This window comes from Desulfosporomusa polytropa (genome assembly GCF_055380075.1).
The window spans coordinates 3,590,980-3,613,081 of record NZ_AP042400.1 but is presented as its reverse complement, the minus strand read 5'-3'; the positions used below and the strand labels follow the sequence as shown (position 1 = coordinate 3,613,081).

General features: G+C 43.3%; 17 protein-coding genes and 1 pseudogene. 17 read left to right on the top strand and 1 reads right to left on the bottom strand.

Features of this window, described 5'->3' with window-relative positions; translation table 11 throughout:
* From ACZ449_RS18615 to ACZ449_RS18575, 9 genes are all read left to right on the top strand, one after another.
* Positions 1-1,392, top strand: coding sequence for a nickel-dependent hydrogenase large subunit (locus ACZ449_RS18615; protein ID WP_464257555.1), 1,392 nt, complete (start codon positions 1-3; stop codon positions 1,390-1,392).
* A gap of 95 nt (positions 1,393-1,487) precedes the next feature.
* Positions 1,488-2,837, top strand: coding sequence for a phosphomannomutase/phosphoglucomutase (locus tag ACZ449_RS18610; protein WP_464257554.1), 1,350 nt, complete (start codon positions 1,488-1,490; stop codon positions 2,835-2,837).
* 95 nt (positions 2,838-2,932) lie between these two features.
* Positions 2,933-3,715 carry an MBL fold metallo-hydrolase gene (locus ACZ449_RS18605; protein WP_464257553.1) on the top strand — a complete coding sequence of 261 codons (783 nt, stop codon included), beginning with the start codon at positions 2,933-2,935 and terminating at the stop codon, positions 3,713-3,715.
* Positions 3,716-3,726: 11 nt separating this feature from the next.
* A complete protein-coding gene (locus ACZ449_RS18600) occupies positions 3,727-4,845 on the top strand; it encodes a S1C family serine protease (RefSeq protein WP_464257552.1) in 1,119 nt (372 codons plus the stop codon).
* A 4-nt stretch (positions 4,846-4,849) separates the two neighbouring features.
* A complete protein-coding gene (gene rlmH / locus ACZ449_RS18595; protein ID WP_464257551.1) occupies positions 4,850-5,329 on the top strand; it encodes a 23S rRNA (pseudouridine(1915)-N(3))-methyltransferase RlmH in 480 nt (159 codons plus the stop codon).
* Positions 5,330-5,479: 150 nt separating this feature from the next.
* Positions 5,480-6,388 (top strand): hypothetical protein, encoded by a 909-nt coding sequence (locus ACZ449_RS18590; RefSeq protein ID WP_464257550.1) that lies wholly within the window; start codon positions 5,480-5,482, stop codon positions 6,386-6,388.
* A gap of 155 nt (positions 6,389-6,543) precedes the next feature.
* Positions 6,544-7,305: a hypothetical protein gene (locus ACZ449_RS18585; RefSeq protein WP_464257549.1), complete on the top strand. Its 762-nt coding sequence runs from the start codon at positions 6,544-6,546 to the stop codon at positions 7,303-7,305.
* A gap of 220 nt (positions 7,306-7,525) precedes the next feature.
* Positions 7,526-8,752: a helix-hairpin-helix domain-containing protein gene (locus ACZ449_RS18580; protein ID WP_464257548.1), complete on the top strand. Its 1,227-nt coding sequence runs from the start codon at positions 7,526-7,528 to the stop codon at positions 8,750-8,752.
* Positions 8,753-9,120: 368 nt separating this feature from the next.
* Positions 9,121-9,441: a phage integrase N-terminal SAM-like domain-containing protein gene (locus tag ACZ449_RS18575; protein ID WP_464257547.1), complete on the top strand. Its 321-nt coding sequence runs from the start codon at positions 9,121-9,123 to the stop codon at positions 9,439-9,441.
* A gap of 260 nt (positions 9,442-9,701) precedes the next feature.
* Here the strand turns inward: ACZ449_RS18575 and ACZ449_RS18570 are convergent.
* A pseudogene (locus ACZ449_RS18570) lies at positions 9,702-10,008 on the bottom strand (transposase); the annotation flags it as partial.
* A gap of 676 nt (positions 10,009-10,684) precedes the next feature.
* Between ACZ449_RS18570 and ACZ449_RS18565 the strand changes: the two are divergent.
* The 8 genes from ACZ449_RS18565 (at position 10,685) to ACZ449_RS18530 (ending at position 21,830) form a co-directional block, all read left to right on the top strand.
* Positions 10,685-11,296 carry a lactate utilization protein gene (locus ACZ449_RS18565; RefSeq protein ID WP_464257546.1) on the top strand — a complete coding sequence of 204 codons (612 nt, stop codon included), beginning with the start codon at positions 10,685-10,687 and terminating at the stop codon, positions 11,294-11,296.
* Positions 11,297-12,120: 824 nt separating this feature from the next.
* Positions 12,121-12,870, top strand: a complete 750-nt coding sequence (locus ACZ449_RS18560; protein ID WP_464257545.1) for a Fic family protein — start codon at positions 12,121-12,123, stop codon at positions 12,868-12,870.
* A 316-nt stretch (positions 12,871-13,186) separates the two neighbouring features.
* A complete protein-coding gene (locus tag ACZ449_RS18555; RefSeq protein WP_464257544.1) occupies positions 13,187-15,040 on the top strand; it encodes an amidohydrolase in 1,854 nt (617 codons plus the stop codon).
* Between the two features lies 1 nt (position 15,041).
* The gene (locus ACZ449_RS18550) at positions 15,042-16,427 is read left to right on the top strand and encodes an APC family permease (protein ID WP_464257543.1); all 1,386 of its coding nucleotides are present in this window, start codon (positions 15,042-15,044) and stop codon (positions 16,425-16,427) included.
* 30 nt (positions 16,428-16,457) lie between these two features.
* Positions 16,458-17,639 carry an AraC family transcriptional regulator gene (locus tag ACZ449_RS18545; protein WP_464257542.1) on the top strand — a complete coding sequence of 394 codons (1,182 nt, stop codon included), beginning with the start codon at positions 16,458-16,460 and terminating at the stop codon, positions 17,637-17,639.
* A gap of 491 nt (positions 17,640-18,130) precedes the next feature.
* Complete coding sequence (locus ACZ449_RS18540) at positions 18,131-20,041, top strand: YadA family autotransporter adhesin (RefSeq protein ID WP_464257541.1); 1,911 nt, start codon at positions 18,131-18,133, stop codon at positions 20,039-20,041.
* 24 nt (positions 20,042-20,065) lie between these two features.
* Positions 20,066-20,530, top strand: a complete 465-nt coding sequence (locus tag ACZ449_RS18535) for a hypothetical protein (protein WP_464257540.1) — start codon at positions 20,066-20,068, stop codon at positions 20,528-20,530.
* 484 nt (positions 20,531-21,014) lie between these two features.
* A complete protein-coding gene (locus ACZ449_RS18530) occupies positions 21,015-21,830 on the top strand; it encodes an arylamine N-acetyltransferase family protein (protein WP_464257539.1) in 816 nt (271 codons plus the stop codon).
* Positions 21,831-22,102 lie beyond the last annotated feature (272 nt).

Sequence of the window (22,102 nt, the reverse complement as noted above, 5' to 3'; positions counted from 1 at the left end):
ATGGCTGTGCAGACAATTTTCCCAGTAACACGTGTTCATGAGCCGCTACGGGTTGATGTTGAGGTAAAAGATGGCAAAATCGTGGATGCTTGGCTGGGGGCGCACTTATTCCGGGGGCTTGAAACTATGCTGACAGGCCGTGACCCACGGGATGCAGCGCTATTTACCCAACGTATTTGTGGAATTTGCTCAAGTGCTCACGCGGTTGTCGCCAGCATGGCGCAGCAGCAAGCCTTTGGCGTTATTCCCACGCCTACTGGTCAGCAGTTAATCAATCTTATATTTGCGGCCGACATTATCCAGAATCATTTGCGTCATTTTTATGTTTTGGTGTTATATGATTATGTAAAAGGCCCTGATATGTCGCCATATATACCTAGACCGCAAGCCGACTTCCGTCTGCCGTCGAAGGTAAATGATGAAATTTTGCAACATGCCAAAGAAGCAGCATTACAGGCTTTGCGTGCCCATGAAGCCATGGCTGTATTTGGTGCTAAGGCACCGATGCAGCAAACCATTATGCCCACCGGGGTTACCGAGCAGGCCTCGGTAGAACGGTTAATGGCCTACAGCAGCATATTGCAGGAACTAACAGAATGGGTAGAGACTATTTTTATAAATGATGTTATGGTTATTGCCGACTATTATAAAGATTACTATAGCATTGGCGCAGGTTATGGTAGTTTTATGTCCTACGGTATGTTCCCTGCGCCGGTAACTGGTGAGCGAGCGTTAAAGCCTGGATTAATAGTAAATCAGGGGCAGGTCGAGCCGCTTGATGTCAGTCATATTGCTGAGGAAATCCGCTATAGCTGGTATAAAGACGAACAAGAGCGTCGGGTCTTGCCAGATGGTCGCACCATCCCAAATCGCGACAAGTCTGACGCGTATTCCTGGATAAAGGCACCGCGTTATCAAGCGTTGCCGGTTGAGGGCGGGCCGCTAGCCAGAGGTTTTATAAATGGTGATTACCTGCGGGGCGTATCGGTTATGGATCGTTTAGTAGCTAGAGCTAAGGAGACACTCAAAATATGCCGTCTTGCCCAAGGCTGGCTTAATGAGATTGTTCCCAATACGCCCAGTTGTCAGCAGTTTACGCCACCTGACACTGGAACAGGCATTGGCTTGACTGATGCTATGCGGGGCGCATTGGGGCACTGGATGGAATACCGTCATAATAAAGTGACTCATTACCAGATTGTAACGCCGACCACCTGGAACTTTTCACCCCGCGACAATCAGGGTATTCGTGGCCCGGTTGAACAGGCGCTTATCGGCACGCCGGTGGCAGATGTCACCAACCTTATTGAAGCTGGGCGAGTGATTCGGTCATTTGACCCGTGCTTTACCTGCGCCGTACATATGCTGGAGATGGGAAATGTGCACGGTTGAAGTGCAAGTATTGTCGTGATACAATAGTGAATAACAACAAAAAAACTTGGCCTTATGCCAAGTTTTTTAACTATACCCAGTTAAGGGGGACAAGTATGAGCATATTTAAAGCGTGTGATATCCGTGGCGTGGCGGGCAAGGACTTGACTGACGGTATGGCTAGGCGGATTGCGTTAGCTGTGGGTGTTACGCTTGCCGGACAAAAAGTGGTGGTGGGCGGCGATGTTCGCTTATCTACGCCGATGTTGCAAAAAATTATGATAGATGGTTTGGCAGAGTCTGGTTGTCAGGTGGTTGATATCGGCACTGTGGCAACTCCGGTATTTTACTATGCACTACAAACCACTGGGGCTAGTAGCGGTGTCATGGTAACGGCTTCGCATAATCCAGCCCAATATAATGGTTTTAAATTAGTGCTTGGCCCTAAGCCGGTCAGCGAAGAAGAGATAGCTGATATTGGCCGGTTGGTGGAAATAAACGCTCAGACACATGGCGACGGCGGAGTAATGCGGCTCCCTGTAATCGAGAAATACCTAGAATATACGGCCAGCAAAGCCCGGGTTGGCAAATTGAAGGTGGTTATTGATGCTGGTAATGGCGCAACAGCTACCATTGCGCCTAAGCTGTTTCGCAGGCTGGGATATGAGGTAGTTGAGCTCAATTGTATACCAGACGGGCGGTTTCCGCACCGCCCCCCCAACCCGGCGCTGCCGGAGAATCTGGCAGCACTTGGTGAAGCGGTGCGCCTGCATGGAGCGGCGGTAGGGATAGGGTTTGATGGGGATGGCGATAGAGTGGGAGTTGTTGATGAAAATGGCCGCCCACTTGATAATGATGATATTATGGTGCTAATCGCCAGGCAATATCTTGCAAGTGAACCAGGTGCTATTATCTATGACGCCAAGTGTTCCATGGTTGTGCCGGAAGAGGTCACCAAGGCGGGCGGACGGCCCATCATGGCCCGTGCCGGACACACCTTTAGTAAGACTGCTTTTATCCAGGAACAGGCCCTATTTGCCGGCGAAATTAGCGGACACTTCTTTTTTCGCGAGCTGGGGTATGATGATGGTATGTTTTCCGGACTTAAAATATGTGAATTGGTGGCCGAACATGGCAGCCTAGCTGCGCAAGTAGACGCTATCCCTAACTACCTGCTCACGACAGATATCCGGGTTACCTATCTGGGGGCTGACAAGGATGTGGTGCTGGATCAGATTGCCAGCAGACTTACTGCTTATACACCTAACCGGATTGATGGTGTGCGCATAGAGTTTGCCGATGGCTGGGGCATGATTCGCGCTTCGGTGACAGAACCCTTGTTTACTTTGCGGTTTGAGGCCAAAACAACCAAGCGGCTAAAAGAAATCACGGCAATTCTGCTGATGGCTCTGCCTGTTGAACTCCGGGAAGCGGTTATCGCTAAATTGCCGCCTGAATGCCTATAACTTAATTCTAAAAGTACTTGCTGAAAAAGGAGTTTCTGCCTGTTAAGTCGAATATATTGCTAGTTTTACTAAGGATATAGGTAAAAGAGGTAATTATGCAAATTCATGTTTTAGCCAGCGGCAGCAGCGGTAATGCTACCTTTATTGAAATGGAAAACACCAAAATATTAGTGGATGCTGGTATCAGTACTCGCCGCATCAAACAGTCACTTGATAAACTTGGAACCAAAATTGAAGAACTTGACGGCGTGCTCATCACCCACGAACATCGCGATCATGTCAATGGGTTGGCGACAATGCTTAAAAAATATCATCTACCGGCCTATGCCCGACCTGATACCTGGCAGTCTATGTATTGCCGGGAGGTACTGCCTGATGATTGCTGCCGGGATCTTTCGGATAGTTTGGATATTGGCAAAATAAAAATCGAACCCTTTGCCATCTCTCATGATGCAGCCGATCCTGTCGGATTTCGTCTGCAGGCTGGCAGCACTAAAGTCGGTATTGCTACCGACCTTGGGTTTGTTACACCTACAGTCAAAGAAGCGTTGGCTTTGTCGGATGTATTAGTTTTAGAGGCAAATCATGATGTCGATATGCTACAAAGCGGCAGTTACCCCTGGCATCTGAAAAAACGGATTATGAGCAACCGCGGCCATTTGGCGAATACCGATGCTGGTTGGACACTGGCACGGCTTAACCGCAAAGACCATACTCATGTTTTTTTGGCGCATCTCAGTCGGGAAAATAATCGTCCTGAACTGGCAGAAGAAACTGTAGCGGATATTTTGACCCAAGAGGGCTGCAAAATGAACCAAGATATTACATTGCAACTTACCTATCCTGAACAAATATCAGGAATTCGTGAACACCAATAGGAGGCGATAACATGAAATGGTTCAAAAAATTGACTCCCTATATTGCAGTATCGTTAATTAGTATGATTATTGGCGCTGTTCTGGTAGTTGGCTGCGCAGGCAATGTTGCCGATAAAGCCAAGAAACCGAACCCGGACTCGTCCTTTAAAGCGCTGCAACCGCCTACGGCTCAGGCACAGATATCAGAATCACGCAATACGCCTATTGTCCGGGCAGCGCAAGCAGTTGGTCCGGCTGTTGTCGGCATTACCAGCAAAGGGCTTGCCCGCGACTTTTTTAGCAACCGCAAAGTATTAGTGGAACAGGGAACAGGCTCAGGCGTTATCTTTGATGCCCAGGGCTATATAGCTACAAACTACCATGTAGTACAAAATGCTCAGGAAATATCAGTGTCGTTGGCTGATGGCCGTACCTTGGATGGTAAGGTTATCGGTGTTGATCAAGCCACTGATTTGGCTGTTGTTAAAGTGGAGGCTCAGGATCTGCCAGTAGCCATGCTGGGCGATTCGGATGCCCTTATGGTAGGAGAACCAGCTATTGCTATCGGCAATCCACTCGGCCTTGAATTCAAAGGCAGCGTAACCGCTGGTGTAATCAGCGCACTCAACCGTTCACTTGATATCGGCGAGCGCCGCTTCAAACTCATCCAAACCGATGCTGCCATTAACCCTGGTAACTCAGGGGGAGCCCTCGTCAATGCGGATGGGGTAGTCATTGGCATCAACAGTGCCAAAATTGCCCTTTCTGGCGTGGAAGGCATTGGTTTCGCCATCCCGATCAACAGTGCTCGCCCCATTTTGCAATCACTAATTGACAAAGGCCGAGTAGTCAGAGCCTATCTGGGGGTAGGAGCGTTAGATCAGGCTTCTGCCGCTAAATATGGTTATGAGCTTAAACTGGACAAGGGCGTATATGTTGCCAAAGCATCTCAAGCAGGTCCAGCCTATCGAGCCGGCATCCGTGAAGGCGATGTCATTCTCAAAGTTGCTGGTGCCGAAACCAACAGTGTCGCTGAGCTCAGAGCCGTGCTAGACAGTCAACAGGTAGGCAGCAAGGTGGAAGTAGTCATACGAAGAAATAACGAGAACCAAACCATCAGTGTCCTCCTCGAAGAAATGCCGGAACAATAATGCTATGAAGATAACCATTGCTGCCATTGGCAAAATCAAAGAAAAATATCTAACTGCTGGTATCCAGGAATTCTTGAAGCGGCTTCCACCCTACTGCAAACTAGATATCAACGAGCTTGCCGAAGAACGGATGCCGGATAATTCCTCACCAGCTGAAAAAACACAAGCGCTCACCCGTGAAGGTGAGCGCCTTTTAAAAGCTGTTCGTCCAGGAAGTTACCTAATTGTACTAGATGTGGCCGGACAACCTATGTCCTCAGAACAATTGGCAGCCAAATTCGACAGTTTGGCCCTAAGCGGGCAAAGTGATATTACTTTTGTCATCGGCGGAGCCTTTGGGTTGTCATCTGAGGTCGTAGCGGCAGCCAAGGAAAGATTATCATTTTCGAAGATGACATTTACCCATCAGATGATACGGCTGCTCCTGGTGGAACAGGTGTATCGGGCGTTTAAAATTAGTAGAGGGGAACCGTATCATTGGTAATGGCGAAAAACGCAGAAATCCTGTAAATTTTTGTTAATTTGGCAGGGTTTCTGCGTTTTTTAGGGAATTTCTCAATTGTAAATAGTACGGTAGGACTGAATCGCCGGAACTGTCCCCGAGAGTCTGAATAAAGAAAAGTATGGTGTTTATATGAGTAATTTAGAAGAAGCTTATAGTTTGGAATATAATGATGTTATTGATGCAGAAAAGGCATATGAATTATTTTGGGAAGAAATTATTAGTGATAAGAGAGCTTTTCAATGCATAGATCCTGATTGTGATGCCCAAATAACTTGTGTAAATATTGATAAAGTGAGAGCTGATATGAAAGTCAGACCTCACTTTAAATGCTTTGGCGTTCACAGTAAAGATTGTGGGGTTATAAAAGAATTTAGCGAAAAAAAAGAGGCCCGTGGAAAAAAAGAAAATAAGACATATATAAAATATATTGATGATAAAATTGATATATTCTCTTCTAGTAGGCCTAAAAGAGATGGAATAATAGTAAATACAAAAAACCATATCAATAAACTTAATCCAAAGGAAGAAAAAGCGAGAATAAAGAATGAATATAAAGATAATGGCCGTAGAAATGTAACATATTATTCGATTAAACCTTTGATATCTAAATTTGAAAAATATTCTTCAGAAAATACTTTATATGGACATTTTATTAATATAAAAGGCTTTAATATCAGTTATGAAAAGATGTTTATAAATATTAAAGATAAAGATATTGCAACTGTTGAAGAATATTCTAGAGTGTATTATGGAATTGGAAACATATATGTACCGAAAAAAAATAATGATGATTTTATAATTTTTTTTGAAAATAGCTTTAGTAAGGAAAAAATAAAAACTGCTATTTATATAAGCAGTAAAATAATAGATGAACATTATCGAAAGGATAAATGGAGGAAAGAATTAAAGAAATTAGTTGAGATTAAGGATAAAAAAATTATGTTTTTTATAAATGGCAAACCCGAAAAAAAAGAAAAAATGATATATCTTTCTATATCAAGTATGGACTTTTTTGATTATAGGATTATAAATGATTAAATCCAATGAGCTATGGAACACGAGATGAACAGTGGTCGCTGGTGGGGCAGACTGCGGTAGTGCGTTATTAACTCAATAACGTGGCCTGAATAATTGTTTTTTCAATAGGAAGGCAAGGGTATTATTACAGATTGAAAGAAGAGGTGAACTGAATTTTGCAAAGGTTTAAATTTAGCACAAAGGATGATTTTGTTATATATCTTTGGTATCTCTTAAGGTCAGCGTATAGTCAAATCGATCGCCACAACGTTTATTTAAAGCAACTAAATAATATAATTCTAGAAAAGGAGTTGAATATTCCTGGAAGTAAGGTTACTGCTGCAGTATACGGTGAGCACAGAGATAAGCTTGAGCATATAAGTAACTTTCTTAGTAATTTAATGGGAGACCATGCAGATAAAGCCGCTTCGTATAAAAAGTTTCGATGCGAAGCTGAAAAAAAGAACGCTGAGTTAGGTCTTGGACTGTTGCCTTTAGATGTTGAAATAAGTAAAATGCTAAATAATATGAACATAAATCGAAACTGGGCATTACATATACCTGAATCTTTAATAACTGCTGAACGTGAAATAAGAGAACAAATACTAAAAAAGGGAGAGGTGGTAATGGTCTTTAACCCAGTTGAAGTCGGCTATCATCATTATTGCGATGGTAAACTAGTGATTTCGCTTCGCGATGAAAATATAATTGCTCGAAAATATTTCATAACCATCTTTAGGCAGATGAAAAAGGACTATTCTGCACTAATTGGAGACAACGTTGAAATGAAATGGAAAGAACGTAATATTAGAACAGACGATGACTTGCTACCTGTGGAAATATCTGCGCAGGTTCAATATAAAATCTATAGTGGGATAGATAGTGAAAAAATAGATGATATAAGGAATCGAATTATAGAAACTAACTTAGGGGAGTAGGAGAGTCCGGGGGGCGCTAGGGCAATGTCATCAGGCGATACAAGTGAATGCTTCTTAACCTTGACGGTCATATTTCTCATATTGCTTCTCCCTGGGGGTAGTGTTGTCAGGGGGACGGGGATATCGACAACTAGCTGTCAATAACCACATCCGCCTGACATCCGAGGATTCGTGCACATGAAACCAATATTAATAAAGTATTAGTTGAGGAGTGAGGGATTTGTCGAAGGTAACCCAAGAAGCGATGCTAATTTTAAAAGAAGCTATCCAGGAATTAGAGGCTCCCAAAGGAAGTGTTTTGTCGGGCGTTCAAAAGTTATCTCGAGCGGCAAAAATTCTTGGAAATGATAAAATCGATATTTGGTGTAAAATTCAACTAGGGGATACCAAGTATACATATCCTCTGCAAAAATTTCTCAATGCACTCGTAGCACAAACCGAAAAAAAGACAAAGACTACAGATAAAGAAGTAAACGATACACTTGAAGAATTAAAAAAAATATCGCTTTCGAAAGAGCATTATTCAACAGAGGAGTTAAATATAAAATTATCAAAACATGGCGGTGGATATGTAAATATAGGTTTTGTAGAAGCAACATATACCGACCTAATCAGAAAGAAGTCTGGCAATGATGGTACCTATTATCTAAATAGCCTAATTAACCATCTGAATTATGTTAGAAAGGTTGCTCATAGTAAAGCGACCAGCTTGTATAATAGTATAGCTTTTTCTGATGTACCGCAGACTGGTTTTGATATATTGAAACATGCAATAGAAGATAAGTTGCTTGATCTTAATCCGGAACTTGCAGAAAAACTGATGATCGCGTTTAAATCGGTATCGACTAATAATCCAGAAGAATGGTCTCAAGCATTGAGTACATGCCGGAGGTTTTTAGAAGGAATAGCTGATCAGCTTTACCCAGCAAGAGATGAGACGTTTAAAGGGCGTTCGGTCAATCAGCAAAACTACATAAATAGAATTTGGGCTTTTATGGATCAGGCTATTGAAAGCGAGACAAATAAAGATGCTGCTAAAGCCCATGTCGATTATATCGGAAGCTATTTGCAACGTCTTTATAAACTTAGCAATAAGGGTGTTCATACAGAGTTAAAAAAAATTGAGGCAGTAAAGACGGTTTTTCATACATATCTGCTTGTAGCCGATCTTCTTGATTATTTAAACGCTAAGCCTAATATGCCAAAAGGAAAACCGAATGTTCATAAGTTAAGTTTGGACGAGATACAGTGTCTGTTAAATGTAAGTAAAACCATTGCTAAGGAAATAATTAAGCTTAGAGTTGAGAAAGGGAAATTAGAGGTAAACGACCTGAAGAGTATCAACGGTGTTGGAGAGAAAACAGTAGCTAAGGCTAAAGATTTGCTATCTTTTGAAGCAGAAGAAACAGTGGGGACGGTTCCGGTGCTTCTAATGAAGGAAGAATGAAAATTCGCCGTTTGACCTGATACGGAGAACCGTATCATTGGTAACGGCGGAAAATGATTGTTATGGAAGATAAATATAGAATAGTGTATGGAAATGAATAAAGGATACAAAAGAAGAACGAAATCGCTTACGCGATGGCCTTGGTAGTCATCCATAATAAAAAAATCATAAAAAAAGTGAAAAGTACGCCCTTTTATGGTATTGTTTAATCGCCAAACCAAACAAACCAGAAAGGAAAGCGTACTTTTCACTTTATGATTATACCATGTCCTAAGATTGAAATACATACGTTTTTTAACACAGCAAGAGCCCCTCCTGATGCCATAATTGGCTTCATAAAACCCAAAAAATCAGGAGGTAGTATGTCTATGCAACAATATAAACAGGAGATTGAACTATACTTTGAACTTAAAGGGACTCCGGAGTCTTCGCGGGAATCCTATTTGCGAAGAATCTTTGCATTCGTCAATTACATGCAAAATCAGCATAAATGCATGGAAGACATTACAGATAGCGATATCCAACAATATATCCTCTATCTAAAAAAAGAAAAGGGTCTGTCAGCGGGAACCATTAATTGTTATATTTCCGCTGTCAAATTCTTTCATACCTGTATCAGAAGGAAACACAGGGACGGTTCGTTAAGGGTTCAATCGGAAGTTTTGCGCGCAAAAAGGCTCACCTATTAGCAGAAGGTTGCAAGGTGAGCCACAAAACTATCTACGCGCAAAATTTTTGATTGCCCAGGAAGAAGGAAATCGCGGTTGTTCGGCTATGGATTTTCAATCGAGGAGAGTTCCTTTTTTTTACTCTTTTTTAAGATAATTTTGGTATAAGGTCCAGTATTTTTTTGCTTTTTTACTGTATAATTGCAGAGTTCATTCCAGATAGATATACTTTCCCCCTCCCCACAAACTGGGTATTGAAGGAATATGCGATTTTATTAACATTATGGGGAGGAACCCTGAAAGAACGAATAAACTGCCGTTAGCTTTCCTTTACCGCACACAGGACATAGGGTTACATCTTTGCCAATAAGAACCAAGAGAATTTCTGGTGTAGTCAGACCTTCAAATTTTTGCTTGGCATGCTGGGCTGCCGGTTAATTTTCGGCTGAGTTCTAGTTTCGCCTGTTTGATGCGATTAGCCAACAAGCCATAATGTCTGATTTTGACAAAACCTTTTGGTAGCACATGCATGGAAAAGCGCCGAATAAACTCAATGCCGGTTAATGTTACTTTTTTTGTCCGGTTATTAAGAAACAGCGGGGACGGTTCCGGCGCTTCTAGTGAAGGAAGAATGAAATTCGCCGTTTGACCTGATACGGAGAACCGTATCATTGGTAACGGCGGAAAATGATTGTTATGGAAGATAAATATAGAATAGTGTATGAAAATGAATAAAGGATACAAAAGAACCGTCACCTTGTATCCTTCTTGGATGTACAGAAAGGATACAAGGTGACGGTTCGCTTTGTTTCCTTAGAAGGAGCGCCGAGGCGCAAAGCTTTATCGCTGAAAGTGGCTTGTCTTTTTGTTTTCAAAGAAGCGTGGGGACGCTCATTTTGCTTCTCTTAAATGATTAACCAACGAAGTCCGAGAGTCAGGTTTTACTTGTTTAATTGTATTTTCGTCGTTAGGTATGATACGGTGAACCGTATCATTGGTAAAGGCGATTTTGGCTTCAATCTTTGTAGAGGCAGGGCGAAAAAAGAACTCAACCCTACTAATCAGGGGTGAGTTCTTTTTACAACCATTTGCAAAATTAAAAGGCGACAGAACTCCCATCTGTCTTTTGATTTAGCAGTAAGTTTTGCGGCGAGAAAAGACTGGCATTACTATTATTTAAAATCAATGCTGTCATTTGAATAAACAATCGTGGGTAGAATAAAGATAGTGTTTTGTGATATTCAAAAATAATGGGAGGTTAGTTATGGATCAACTAATTGAAAAACTCCGATCCAATAATATTCAGAGTTATGTTACGAATAATCGCGAGGAAGCTCAACGCATAGCATTGGAATTAATACCTCAAGGAGCATTAATTGCCATGGGGAATTCGCTTACTCTCAGAGAGGTAGGAATATTTGAAGTTATTGCAAAGGGCAATTATAACTTTATTAACCAATTTGAAACGGGGATTTCTGCCAGTGAAAACCTTAAACGGAGGAAAGCAGGTTTGATGGCAGATGTTTACGTTACTAGTACCAATGCAATAACATATGAAGGTGAACTAGTAAACATTGATGGTAAAGGAAATCGTGTAGCGGCTATGATGTTTGGGCCAGATAAGGTTATAGTCATAGTTGGAGAAAACAAAATTGTAAAGGATCGGGAAGAAGCGTGGACGCGCCTTAAAGAAAAAACGGCCCCCGAGTTAGCCAAAAAACTTGGACGAGCTACGCCGTGCGCTACAACTGGCAAATGCTCAAACTGTTCCTCGCCAGATCGCATATGCCGCTTCTATACTATTATAGGTGGTCAAATGCCAGGTGACAAAGACAGGATTCATGTTATCCTAGTAAGAGAACATCTGGGGATTTAAATATATTGATTTGATAAATGTTACGTTGATATTGGAAAAGTGATGAGGATTTGTAATGAAAAAACTGCTCTTTACTTCTAGGTTTAGACCTATAATTGAGATAATAGAGCAATTATGATATATTGAAATTAAAAGATATGGCTATGGCATGCTATGGCGTGGTGAAGGAGAAAAATGGGAAAGATCATAAAATGTACAAGTTGTGGAAAAGTATTTGATGCAGAGCAAACGGTATTGAAACCAATAGGCGACGGTGGATATGTAGAATGTTGTCCTAAATGTGGCAGTACTAGTGGTTATTCTATGGATGATTATTCTTTTAATGAAGAGGAATCAAGGCGTTGGCTCTTTTGATTTTCGAGAGGTGAAGGGCGGGAATTTGATATATCGCAAACGTGTAGGGTGTCATAAAAAGAATAATGAGGACAGGGGGGACAGGCACCGTGTCCCGGTGTATTAGGATTTGTCTCAACACAAAGCGGGAGAATTGATAGTGAAACGATTTCTTAAAAAAAAGTGGGACGACGTACCTTTCCCCCTGTCCTTTCCTTAGAGTAGAGTGAGTCAAGAATACAGTGGGACGGTTATAAGAGAAGTTACGTGAAAATAAGATGGTGCAACTAATACCAGCAAATACACCAGATAGTGATTACGTGTAAAGTAAAGGCAGCTCATGACCCATAACGGTCGATGGGCTGTCATCCTGTATCTAGTGTAAAACGAGCCAGTTTATGGTAAAATATGAGTAATGTTTAATTGAGGAATCGGCATCTGATCAGAATATAAGTATCTGGATAGATTTTGAAATAAAGAATGGCTTGGAGGTGATTCTACTGGATTATCATGCAATACTGAAACAAATAGACGACAAAAAGGCTTTACTGGACAGTAAACGGCCATTTCCACGCCATACGCTGGAAAGTCTGAGAGAAAAGCTGCTAGTAGAATGGACATATCATTCAAATGCTATTGAAGGTAATACCCTTACTTTGTCTGAAACTAAAGTAGTTTTAGAAGGAATCACCATTGGCGGGAAAACCCTGCGCGAGCACCTTGAAGTAATTAATCATAGAGAAGCAATAGGTTACATAGAAGAAGTCATACAAAAACAAGAACTTTTGTCCGAATGGCAGATAAAAAATATTCATTCCATTGTCTTAAAGGGAATATTGCCTGAAAGTGCAGGAGTTTACCGTCGGGAAAATGTTTTCATCAGCGGTGCGGAGCATATACCGCCTGACTTTGTGCAAGTTCCTGCTCAAATGGTTGAATTGCTGGAATGGTATATGAGAGAAGCACAGGCTTTACATGCTGTTGAAAGAGCGGCGATTCTGCATAGCTGGTTTGTTAAAATACATCCTTTTGTAGATGGTAATGGACGTACGGCAAGATTGCTATTGAACTTCGAATTGATGAAAAACGGCTATGTACCGATAGTTATTAAAAAAGAGCAACGGGTAGAGTATTATGATTCCCTGGATTTTTCACATGTAAATGGGAATTATAGTGCCTTTATTCAGTTGGTAGCTTGCGTTTTGGAGGATACCCTTAATTTTTATATTAGATATGTTTGATGATATAATTTAAGTTGTCTGAAATATTGGATATCTTTTATGCTAAGACTTAAGAGGTATTCGTAGAAAATCTTGAAGTTTTGCTGGAATTTTACATGATTTTGGCAGGATTTCGAGATTTTTTTGTAAATAGAGTTATAAGTAACTTTTGTTTTCTACTTTAAACAAATTTTAAAAGTACCTGAATCGGTGGCGCAAGAATTCTTGGAGGTTTTTTAAATGCAAAAGTTGCGTTATAATGAATGCTATATAAAAACAGACGGTTGGCTGCGTACGGCAGCGGTTGGCGAAAAATAATGTAGAATGGGGGGAGACTGTGGCAGTTGCGGCCAGGTTGTTTAAGAACGGCTGTGTTTATACAGTTGACTCCAGGCAGACAGTGGCGGAAGCTGTCGCTGTCTGCAAGAACGGGAATATAATTTTCGTCGGTGACAATGCGGCAGCCGAAGCGTTTTGCACAGCAGACACTGTGGTGACCGATTTAGCGGGAAGGCTTGTCTTGCCGGGATTTTCCGACAATCATACCCACGCCGGCGAATCGGCGGCAAAGTTCACCGGCATCTACTTAGGCGATGTAAAGACGGTGCCGGAATACCTGGAAATCATCCGGGCGTTTGCCACAGACAAGGCCAATGCCAAAGCGACATACGTGACCGGAAGCAATTGGGAACAGGCGGTCTTCCAAGAATACAACCTCAATACCTATGGTATTTCACCGGACAGCTATCTTGGTCCGAGCAGATTCCTCCTGGATGAGGCATTGCGAGGAACATTTCTGGAAAACGTGCCGGTTAAGTTATATTCTAATGATCTTCACTGTGCCTGGTATAACAGTGTTGCCATCAAGCTTGCCCAAGGGAAGGGCTTCGATATTGACGGCGGTATAACCGGGAACGAGGGTAGTGACATCATTACCAGGATTCCCGGGGATTTTAACGGAGAGTATCACGGTGTAGATTTTTCCAGGTACCGCGGACAGCCCTGGGGTGTGTTCAGGGAAGCGGCCATCTGCCGCTATATGGACGGATATATGCCACCAGTGTCTGCCGAGACGAAAAGTCGGCAGACAGAAGTAGGGGGGCGGGCCCTCATTAGGGAGATGAACTCCTACGGAGTGACACTGCTGCAGGATATACTGATTACTCCGTTTAAACAGAATGCGCATGTCGGCTATGTATACGAGGCACTGAAAACGGGCCGAGAACAAATGCTGTGGAGAGTTGCCTTGTTCGGCGATGTGAATGATCCCGACAGGACGATTCGTGAATTTCGCGAAGTACAGCGAATATATTCGGGAGTGGAAGAATTTGAGTTTTTTTCCGTCAAAATATTTGCCGACGCCATCCAAAAAGGCATGTATGTAATGGAACCCTACGCCGATGAACCTGACGATCCGGCAAATATCGGCTGCTTGTACAACAACGTTTCCCAGGAAAAACTCAAACAATTTATCGGGGCGATGCATCGTGAGAACATACCTATACATATTCATGCCATGGGGGACAGGGCTGTTAAAGAATGCCTTGACGGGCTGGAAGAAGCCTGGGAAAAATACGGCGAGAAAGATCTCAAACATACTATAACCCATCTTCTGCTGGCCTGTCCTGAAGATATCAGACGTATGGCACGACTGAAAGTTGTTGCTTCGATCAATTCTTATTGGCATTATAAAGAGCCCTTCTATTATGAAGAAATTTTCGAACCTGTCCTTGGCTCAAAACGGGCTGAAACCAGTTTCCCGGCTAACAGTTTTTTTGCGGAAGGCGTCGTGGCTTCTATGGCCACCGACGGAATAATCAGCGAGAAACCTGTTCCGCTGTGGGGGATCGAGATTGCCGTTACCCGAAATGCTCCTGGAGCAACAGACAGCAAAAGGCTGCACAACCCAGCTGAGCGAATTTCACGCCACCAGGCGATAGAAATGTGTACTATCAACGGTGCGAAGGCACTTGGGCTTGATGAGGTCACCGGGTCTCTGGAGGTTGGGAAACGGGCTGATATGGTGATTTTGGACAAAAACATTTTGACCATTGCAGCGAATGAGATTCACTCTGTAGAGATTCTTGAAACCATCAGCAAGGGGAAAACCCTGTATATCTCCCCAAACTGGCAGGCAGAAATAGCAGCAATAGGCAATGACCATTTTTTGAATTTGAACGGAGGTTTGTGAGATGGACTTGCCTGACAAAGTTACGGAAAGCACACTAAATGCCCTAGGATATGAACAATCGCTTAAAAGAGTTCTCAACGTGCGACACCTTATTTGGTTTGGTCTCTCTTATCTGGCTCCCATTGGCGTTTTTACTCAGTTTGGTATTATGACTGGCATGACCCATGGCATGACGACCTTGTCGTATATTGTAGCCACCGTGGTAATCTTGTTTACCGCCTTCAGCTACGCCAATCTGGTATCGGTTTTTCCGGTTGCCGGTTCTGCCTATACCTACGTGCAGCGCTCCGTCAACCCCCATGTCGGTTTTATCACCGGCTGGGTTATGCTGCTGGATTATCTCCTGCTGCCAATGATCTGCATCCTACTTCTAGGGCTGTTCATGAACCAATATTGTCCTGTTGTGCCGGCATGGGCTTGGATACTTATCAGCGTGGCTGTCGTCGGCTTGATCAATATCCTGGGTATTGAACCGTCGGTTATGGTCAATACCTGGACGGTCATTCTCCAGGCCGGCTTCTCCTTATTGTTCCTGTTCGTAGTGGCCAGGCTCATCTTAGAAGGCGGCGGGGCAGGAACCTTCTTTTCCTGGGAAGCGGTTTACAACGCGCCGGAATTTCACATGGACGCATTTCTCATGTCAGTGGGAATCCTGACTATCGCTTTTCTTGGATTTGATGCAGTGACCACGCTGGCAGAAGAAACTATTCAGCCGGAAAAGAACGTGGGCCGCGCATTACTGCTTGTGGCGCTGCTCGCCGGAGGATTTTTCATCCTGGAATCGTATTTTTGTCAAATCGCCTGGCCCTCAGGCTGGCAGGAGATTGTCGATCCCAACACTGGCTTTTTGGAAGTATCGCTGAAGCTCCAGGCTGATTACATGCAGTCACTGTATTTTTGGATCAGCAACCTGGCCAGCCTGACTTGCGCGATATCGGCGCAGGCCGCAGTAGCGCGAATTCTTTTCGGTATGGGGCGGGACGGAGTCCTGCCGAAAAAGTGTTTCGCCTATGTTCATCCCCGGTTTAAAACGCCGATCTATGCCATTTTGCTCGTATCTGCCATATCGCTGACAGCCATCGCTTTTATCGACAGCCTTGTAGGCGCAGTGTCGCTCATCAGTTTCGGTGCCTTGTTCGGCTTTGCCATGGTTAATATCGCTGTAATTTTTCACTTCTATCTGCGAGGGAAAAGGCGTTCCCCCAGCGATACCATCCAATACCTGATTTTCCCACTTATTGGTGCCGCCCTTTGTCTGTACTTTCTTTTTAATCTGGCACCTCAGACGAAAATGCTGGGCTTCACTTGGCTTGGGTTAGGGGTTATTTACACAGCGTTTACCACCAATTTTTTCAGAAAACTGCCGCCTGACCTTACATTAGAATAATTCAACATCAGACTAATTGCGAGGTATAAGATGTATACGGAAAACATTCCTTTTGACGACAAATCACCGGTAATCATGAATGTCTATAACATCGACGAATATACCCTACACTGCCATGAGGACGCGATTGAGATCATCTTTGTCCTCAAAGGCGAGGTGAAGGTTAAGGTAAGTTTTGAATACTTTACGCTAAGCGAAGGCGATTACGTGGTCGTCAACAGGGAAGACTCGCACAAAATATGGCGGCACGACGAAGCAGACAATATGGTCGCGATCTTTCACATCGACCTCAAACAGTACCAGGCAAACTTTCCCCACATTTATTATGTGCTTTTTGCCTGTGAGTCTTTTGATCTGGCGAAATATAAAGGCCAGAGTTATCAGTTGCGCCAGATGCTGCTTAGCCTGATGGGCAGCCTGCTACGAAGAGAGGATAATGTTGGCGAGACGACAGAGAACATCACGGACAGACTGATGCATGTATTGGTCAAAGATTATTCCCTGGAGCGGTATTACAACCGCCACAAGGATATCAGTTCCGACAAGCTTGAGACATATTATATGATCATTCAATATATCTATGAAAAATACCATAATAAAACCCTCCTGCAGGACATCTCCTCCAAGGAGTTCTATTCCAAGTCCTACATCTCCCATCTGTTTAAGGAGGTAGGTGCCGCTAGTTTTCATGATATTCTGGGGTATATCCGGGTGTATAAGGCGGAGCGTCGGCTGCTGGAGACAGATGACCACCTCACAACGATTTCCGGGCAGTGCGGCTTCTCCGACATAAAGTATTTCAACCGGACTTTCCAAAAATGGTTTCTGATGAAGCCGTCCGATTATCGCAAAATCTATCGGCAGCAAATTGGTAAGGATAGCAAGATCACAAAAGTGGCTGACGGTAAAGTCCAGGAAAGAATCGAGCACTTTAAAAATCTGGCGGAACAACATACCGAGTATAAAGTGAGCATGACCCCGATTACGCTGAAAAATATTGGGTCTCAAGCTGATCTCTTAAGCTACCTGGAGCAGGACGAGGGATTGGCTCAAACGGGAGGAGACAGCCAGGGGCGAACTGGAAATACATATGCCATCATCCGAATCGGTGATAACGGCAACTCGGAGCACAATCGGCAACTGCTTGAAAAACTTCTTCACGAATTCCAGGATAAGGTAGAAGGTGACAGCGAATGTTGGTTTATCAAGTAAAAGTCAAAGGCTTCTAGTACGACAACCATAAAAGCACTGCAGAAGAAAGAGGATATAATCGCTACACTGAGTAGTTATTATATCCTTTTTTTTGCTTGTAATGCTAGGACATAGCAAAAGATCAACATGGACAATAAGCCGGTTTACCAGAATATAATAAGCCACGTTGCCAAGACGGCAGCGGGGCGTTGGTAATTTGAAGCTTATGTCCGTAAAAGCAATAAGAAAGCAGGATTGTCCTATTATTACAGCGCGATTGTCATATAACAATAAACATATATAGCTTATATTTATACTAAGGAGAAGTTTTTATCTGCCTATGCCAATCCAGACAAGACAAATCACCTTCGGCACATGCGGAATTGTCTAAAGCAATAGGATGACCATAACCCCAAACACCGGCATAATATAATGATGCTTTCTATTGCGCTGGCGTAATGCTGATTAAGTTGCAAGATACTATAAAAATTATATAAAAGGGTGATCAATACGTGAGTAAGGGTGTCTATAAAAAAATAGTTGTTATGATTCTAGTCCTATTGATGATACTGTCTACTAGTGCAATCGTTACTGCTAACACTGTTTATGGCACTGGTGCTAAAACTGATGACAGTGGTAGCGCGGCTTATGGCGAGTACTCCGAAGCTACCGGCTTTAATAGCACGGCTGTTGGTTTCGTGGCTAAGGCTACCGGCTTTATGAGCACGGCCATTGGTCAAGGTGCTGGGGCTAGCAGCGATTATAGCACGGCTGTTGGTCAGGGGGCTTATGCTGCAGCCAGGGGGAGCACAGCGCTTGGTGATGATGCTAATGCTAACGGCGAGTGCAGCATAGCGCTTGGTTTCGGGGCTCAGGCTACTGGCGGCTATAGCGTGGCCCTTGGTACAAGTGCTAAGGCTATCGGCAGTGATAGCGTGGCGCTTGGTGAAGCGGCTAATGCTACCGGCTCTAATAGCATGGCACTTGGAGTCCGGTCTGAGGCTGCCAACAATAGCACGGCCCTTGGTTACCAGGCTAAGGCTACTTATGATAATAGTGTTGCAATAGGAGCGGGATCTGTTACCAGTGCAGCCAATACATTTTCAGTCGGATCAGCAAGTTCTACACGGAGAATTGTCAATGTAGCTGCTGGTATCAATGCTACTGACGCTGTCAATAAGGGGCAGATGGATAGCGCTATAAGCACTGCTATCGCTAGTATACCTGCCGGAGCTACCGGACCAGCAGGCCCTACTGGAGCCACGGGAGCTACCGGACCAGCAGGCCCTACTGGAGCCACGGGAGCTACCGGACCAGCAGGCCCTACTGGAGCTACGGGAGCTACCGGACCAGCAGGCCCTACTGGAGCCACGGGGGCTACCGGACCAGCAGGCCCTACTGGCGCCACGGGAGCTACTGGACCAGCAGGCCCTACTGGAGCTAGTGGAGTTAACCTGGCTGGAACTGGAGTGAATAGCATCGCCATTGGAACTGATAGTGTGGCGTCAGGAGACAGCTCCGTCGCGGTGGGGTATGGCGCTCAGGCAATCAAAGATGGCGCTGTTGCCCTAGGTACAGGAGCTTCTTCCAGCGGAACGAATGCGATTGCTATCGGTAATGGAGCTTCGGCAACAGGCTCATTAGCCGTAGGAGCGGCGGCTAAAGCCGGCGGTGGTGGTGCTGCCTTTGGCGATAACGCTGTCGCTACCTATAATAGCGGCATTATTGGCGTCTACACCGGCGGTGCAGCTTTTGGTAACGGCGCCCAAGCCGACACCATCAATAACGGGACGGCCCTGGGTACCAATACCCGGGTTATGGCCAATAATAGTGTCGCCTTAGGCGCTGGCTCGGTTGCGGACCGTGTCAACACCGTCTCTGTAGGAACGGCCGGAAATGAGCGGCAGATCACCAATCTAGCCGCCGGTACGAATGCGACCGATGCCGTAAATGTACAGCAGTTAAACGCTGCTATTGCAGGTCTTAATAGTGGAAACCTTGATGAAATAAACTCCCGCGTCGACAACCTCGATACACGGGTCAGCCAGGTAGGGGCCATGGCGGCGGCATTAAGTGGATTAAATCCTCTGCCCTATGATCCCGAAGCCCCAGCCCAAATTCTTCTTGGCTTAGGCAGCTACAGTGGCAAGCAGGCACTAGCTGTAGGGTATAACTACTACATGAATGATTCTGTGCTCATTAGCATGGGTCTATCCTTTAGCGGCGATGAAAAGATGGGCCGCATCGGCGCAACCTGGAAACTGGGTAAGGCTGTAACCAAAGGCACTTCCAACGCTGCTAACGTGAATTTGGAAACAAAGGTTCAGCAGCAACAAAAGGATATTCAACAATTGCAGGATCAAATCAACCAATTGAAGCAACTCATAGAGAATAATCACCGGCATAGCACCAGCAGCGAGTAAAATATTCGCAGAAAGGTAGATATTATGAGAAAAATACTAGTCGTTTTCATTGTTCTAATTTTTTTTGCTCCGGCTGTTTGTTGGGCAGAAAATGAGTCTACAGTCGGAGTCATTAATCATGTGATGGCGACAAATATCGAATACCACCAGGGCCAAGGCTATGTTATAGCTGGACCGACCAATATCAAATTTGACAATCCTGCAGGAGTAGCTTCCGCCATCTCAAAATTTGCGACTCTTGACCAACTTATTTTTATGAGTGGAACTTACAAAGTTGATCTAAGTATAATTGACGATGCCAGCGGAGTAACGATTGCGACAGCAAAGTATGATAATGTCCTCATACAAAACAATAACTCAATTAAAAGTTTTGTGACCAATTGGAGTTTGGCGTTTAAAGCTGGACTTTATACCTATCAATTGATTGTCAATGATACGGTGATGGCCTCTTTCAAAATAGTGGTTGAAAGCTCTTACTTGAATAAGTAACAACACCTTGGAGAAATATTTCTTTCGTAGTTAATAGAGTGTTTTCTCAGAACACATATGGATATGAATTTTTGCCGATAATGATGAACGGAGAACCGTATCACTGGTATGGCGGAAAATAGGTTCGCAATGAACTCTAAAAAATTCAATATGAAATGATAGTTATTAATCCTGCCAATTTATATAAGTTTGCAGGATTTTGTATTTTTATGATAAATAAGTATGATATATGGAAATAAGTTAGGTGAAGCGCGCCAGAAATCATATTGGTGTGATGGATAAAGCGGAGGATACAAACGAACCGTTCTTTTGTATCTGCAATTCCCAGGAACGTTTGCTAGACAGTAAATGTCCGCAAAGGATATTAAAAGTGCAGGTGCACGTTTGGTTGTTTTTCGTACGCACGGCTGCATTTCGAATAATTACAAATAATAGTAACATTGGCGATAGTTGTATATTTATCCGATTAGTGGGGGAGAAATGGATGTCTATTATATTAACAGCGAAGCAGATTGATGAGTATTTAATACGGATTGGATATAGGGACGAGATATCTAATAATCTTAAGACCCTTCGTACACTTCATACATGCCACACGATGCACGTTCCGTTTGAGAATTTAGACGTTATTTTAGGCAGGCCAATATCCTTGAAGATTGAAGATATTCATAGGAAAATTGTGACTGACAGTAGAGGTGGATATTGTTTTGAACTTAATGCTTTATTTGGTAGTCTGTTAACTGGTTTAGGTTTTAAAGTCTGTAATTATATGGGGAGGGTATATCAGGATACTAATTTTGGAGGAAGATTGCATCACAATATGCTAGTATGGGCTGAAGGTAAACAATGGGTTGTAGACGTTGGTTTTGGCGGAAATGGTTTAATAGAGCCGCTTTTATTTGAAAAGAATCATAAAAAATCGCAATTCGCTGATTTGTTTAGGCTTATATCTGAGGATGATCGGTTTTATATTTTACAGCATTGGCATCTTGATACTTGGCACAATATTTATGGTTTTTCGCTTGAACCTTCTACCCAACAAGATTACTTTGTTGGTAGTTATTATTGCTCGACTTGTCCTAGTTCAGCATTTACTAAGAAACTTATAATAACTAAGCCGACGCCAACGGGTAGAGTCTCGTTAGTTAACAATCAATTTTCTATAAGGAAGAATAGCAAGACTACATTACAAAAAAATATTGTCAGTACCGAGGAATTTAGAAAAGTATTGGCAGAATACTTTGGTATTGCTACTGAGCGAATTGAATTATTAGGAGAAAATTGGTTTTTAAAAAAATAAATATTAGATAGGCTACTAGTTCAAAGAGTCGGTTAGATAATTTAGTTATCCTAACCGACTCTTTTTGTGTATTTGGAACTTATAGAAGCTTTTTACACATCTAATACTAATTTCATTTTTGCAGCAATATCCGTTTTTGATTGTGCAAAAAATGTTTAGAACGGGCGGAATTTCGCGTGGAGTGGTAGCAAAAAGTTGACAAAATAGGAACATCCCCTATTGTCTCAGTATCACCGCCTCTGGTCTCGTCTTGCTGACTGAAAACTCTCGGC

Bases quoted from the DNA above. Each gene is read 5' to 3' on its own strand.
- ACZ449_RS18550 (WP_464257543.1), top strand. From the start codon at position 15,042: ATGGACTTGCCTGACAAAGTTACGGAAAGCACACTAAATGCCCTAGGA.
- ACZ449_RS18535 (WP_464257540.1), top strand. From the start codon at position 20,066: ATGAGAAAAATACTAGTCGTTTTCATTGTTCTAATTTTTTTTGCTCCG.
- ACZ449_RS18590 (WP_464257550.1), top strand. From the start codon at position 5,480: ATGAGTAATTTAGAAGAAGCTTATAGTTTGGAATATAATGATGTTATT.
- ACZ449_RS18605 (WP_464257553.1), top strand. From the start codon at position 2,933: ATGCAAATTCATGTTTTAGCCAGCGGCAGCAGCGGTAATGCTACCTTT.
- ACZ449_RS18600 (WP_464257552.1), top strand. From the start codon at position 3,727: ATGAAATGGTTCAAAAAATTGACTCCCTATATTGCAGTATCGTTAATT.
- ACZ449_RS18615 (WP_464257555.1), top strand. From the start codon at position 1: ATGGCTGTGCAGACAATTTTCCCAGTAACACGTGTTCATGAGCCGCTA.
- ACZ449_RS18565 (WP_464257546.1), top strand. From the start codon at position 10,685: ATGGATCAACTAATTGAAAAACTCCGATCCAATAATATTCAGAGTTAT.
- rlmH (WP_464257551.1), top strand. From the start codon at position 4,850: ATGAAGATAACCATTGCTGCCATTGGCAAAATCAAAGAAAAATATCTA.
- ACZ449_RS18545 (WP_464257542.1), top strand. From the start codon at position 16,458: ATGTATACGGAAAACATTCCTTTTGACGACAAATCACCGGTAATCATG.
- ACZ449_RS18575 (WP_464257547.1), top strand. From the start codon at position 9,121: ATGCAACAATATAAACAGGAGATTGAACTATACTTTGAACTTAAAGGG.
- ACZ449_RS18530 (WP_464257539.1), top strand. From the start codon at position 21,015: ATGTCTATTATATTAACAGCGAAGCAGATTGATGAGTATTTAATACGG.
- ACZ449_RS18610 (WP_464257554.1), top strand. From the start codon at position 1,488: ATGAGCATATTTAAAGCGTGTGATATCCGTGGCGTGGCGGGCAAGGAC.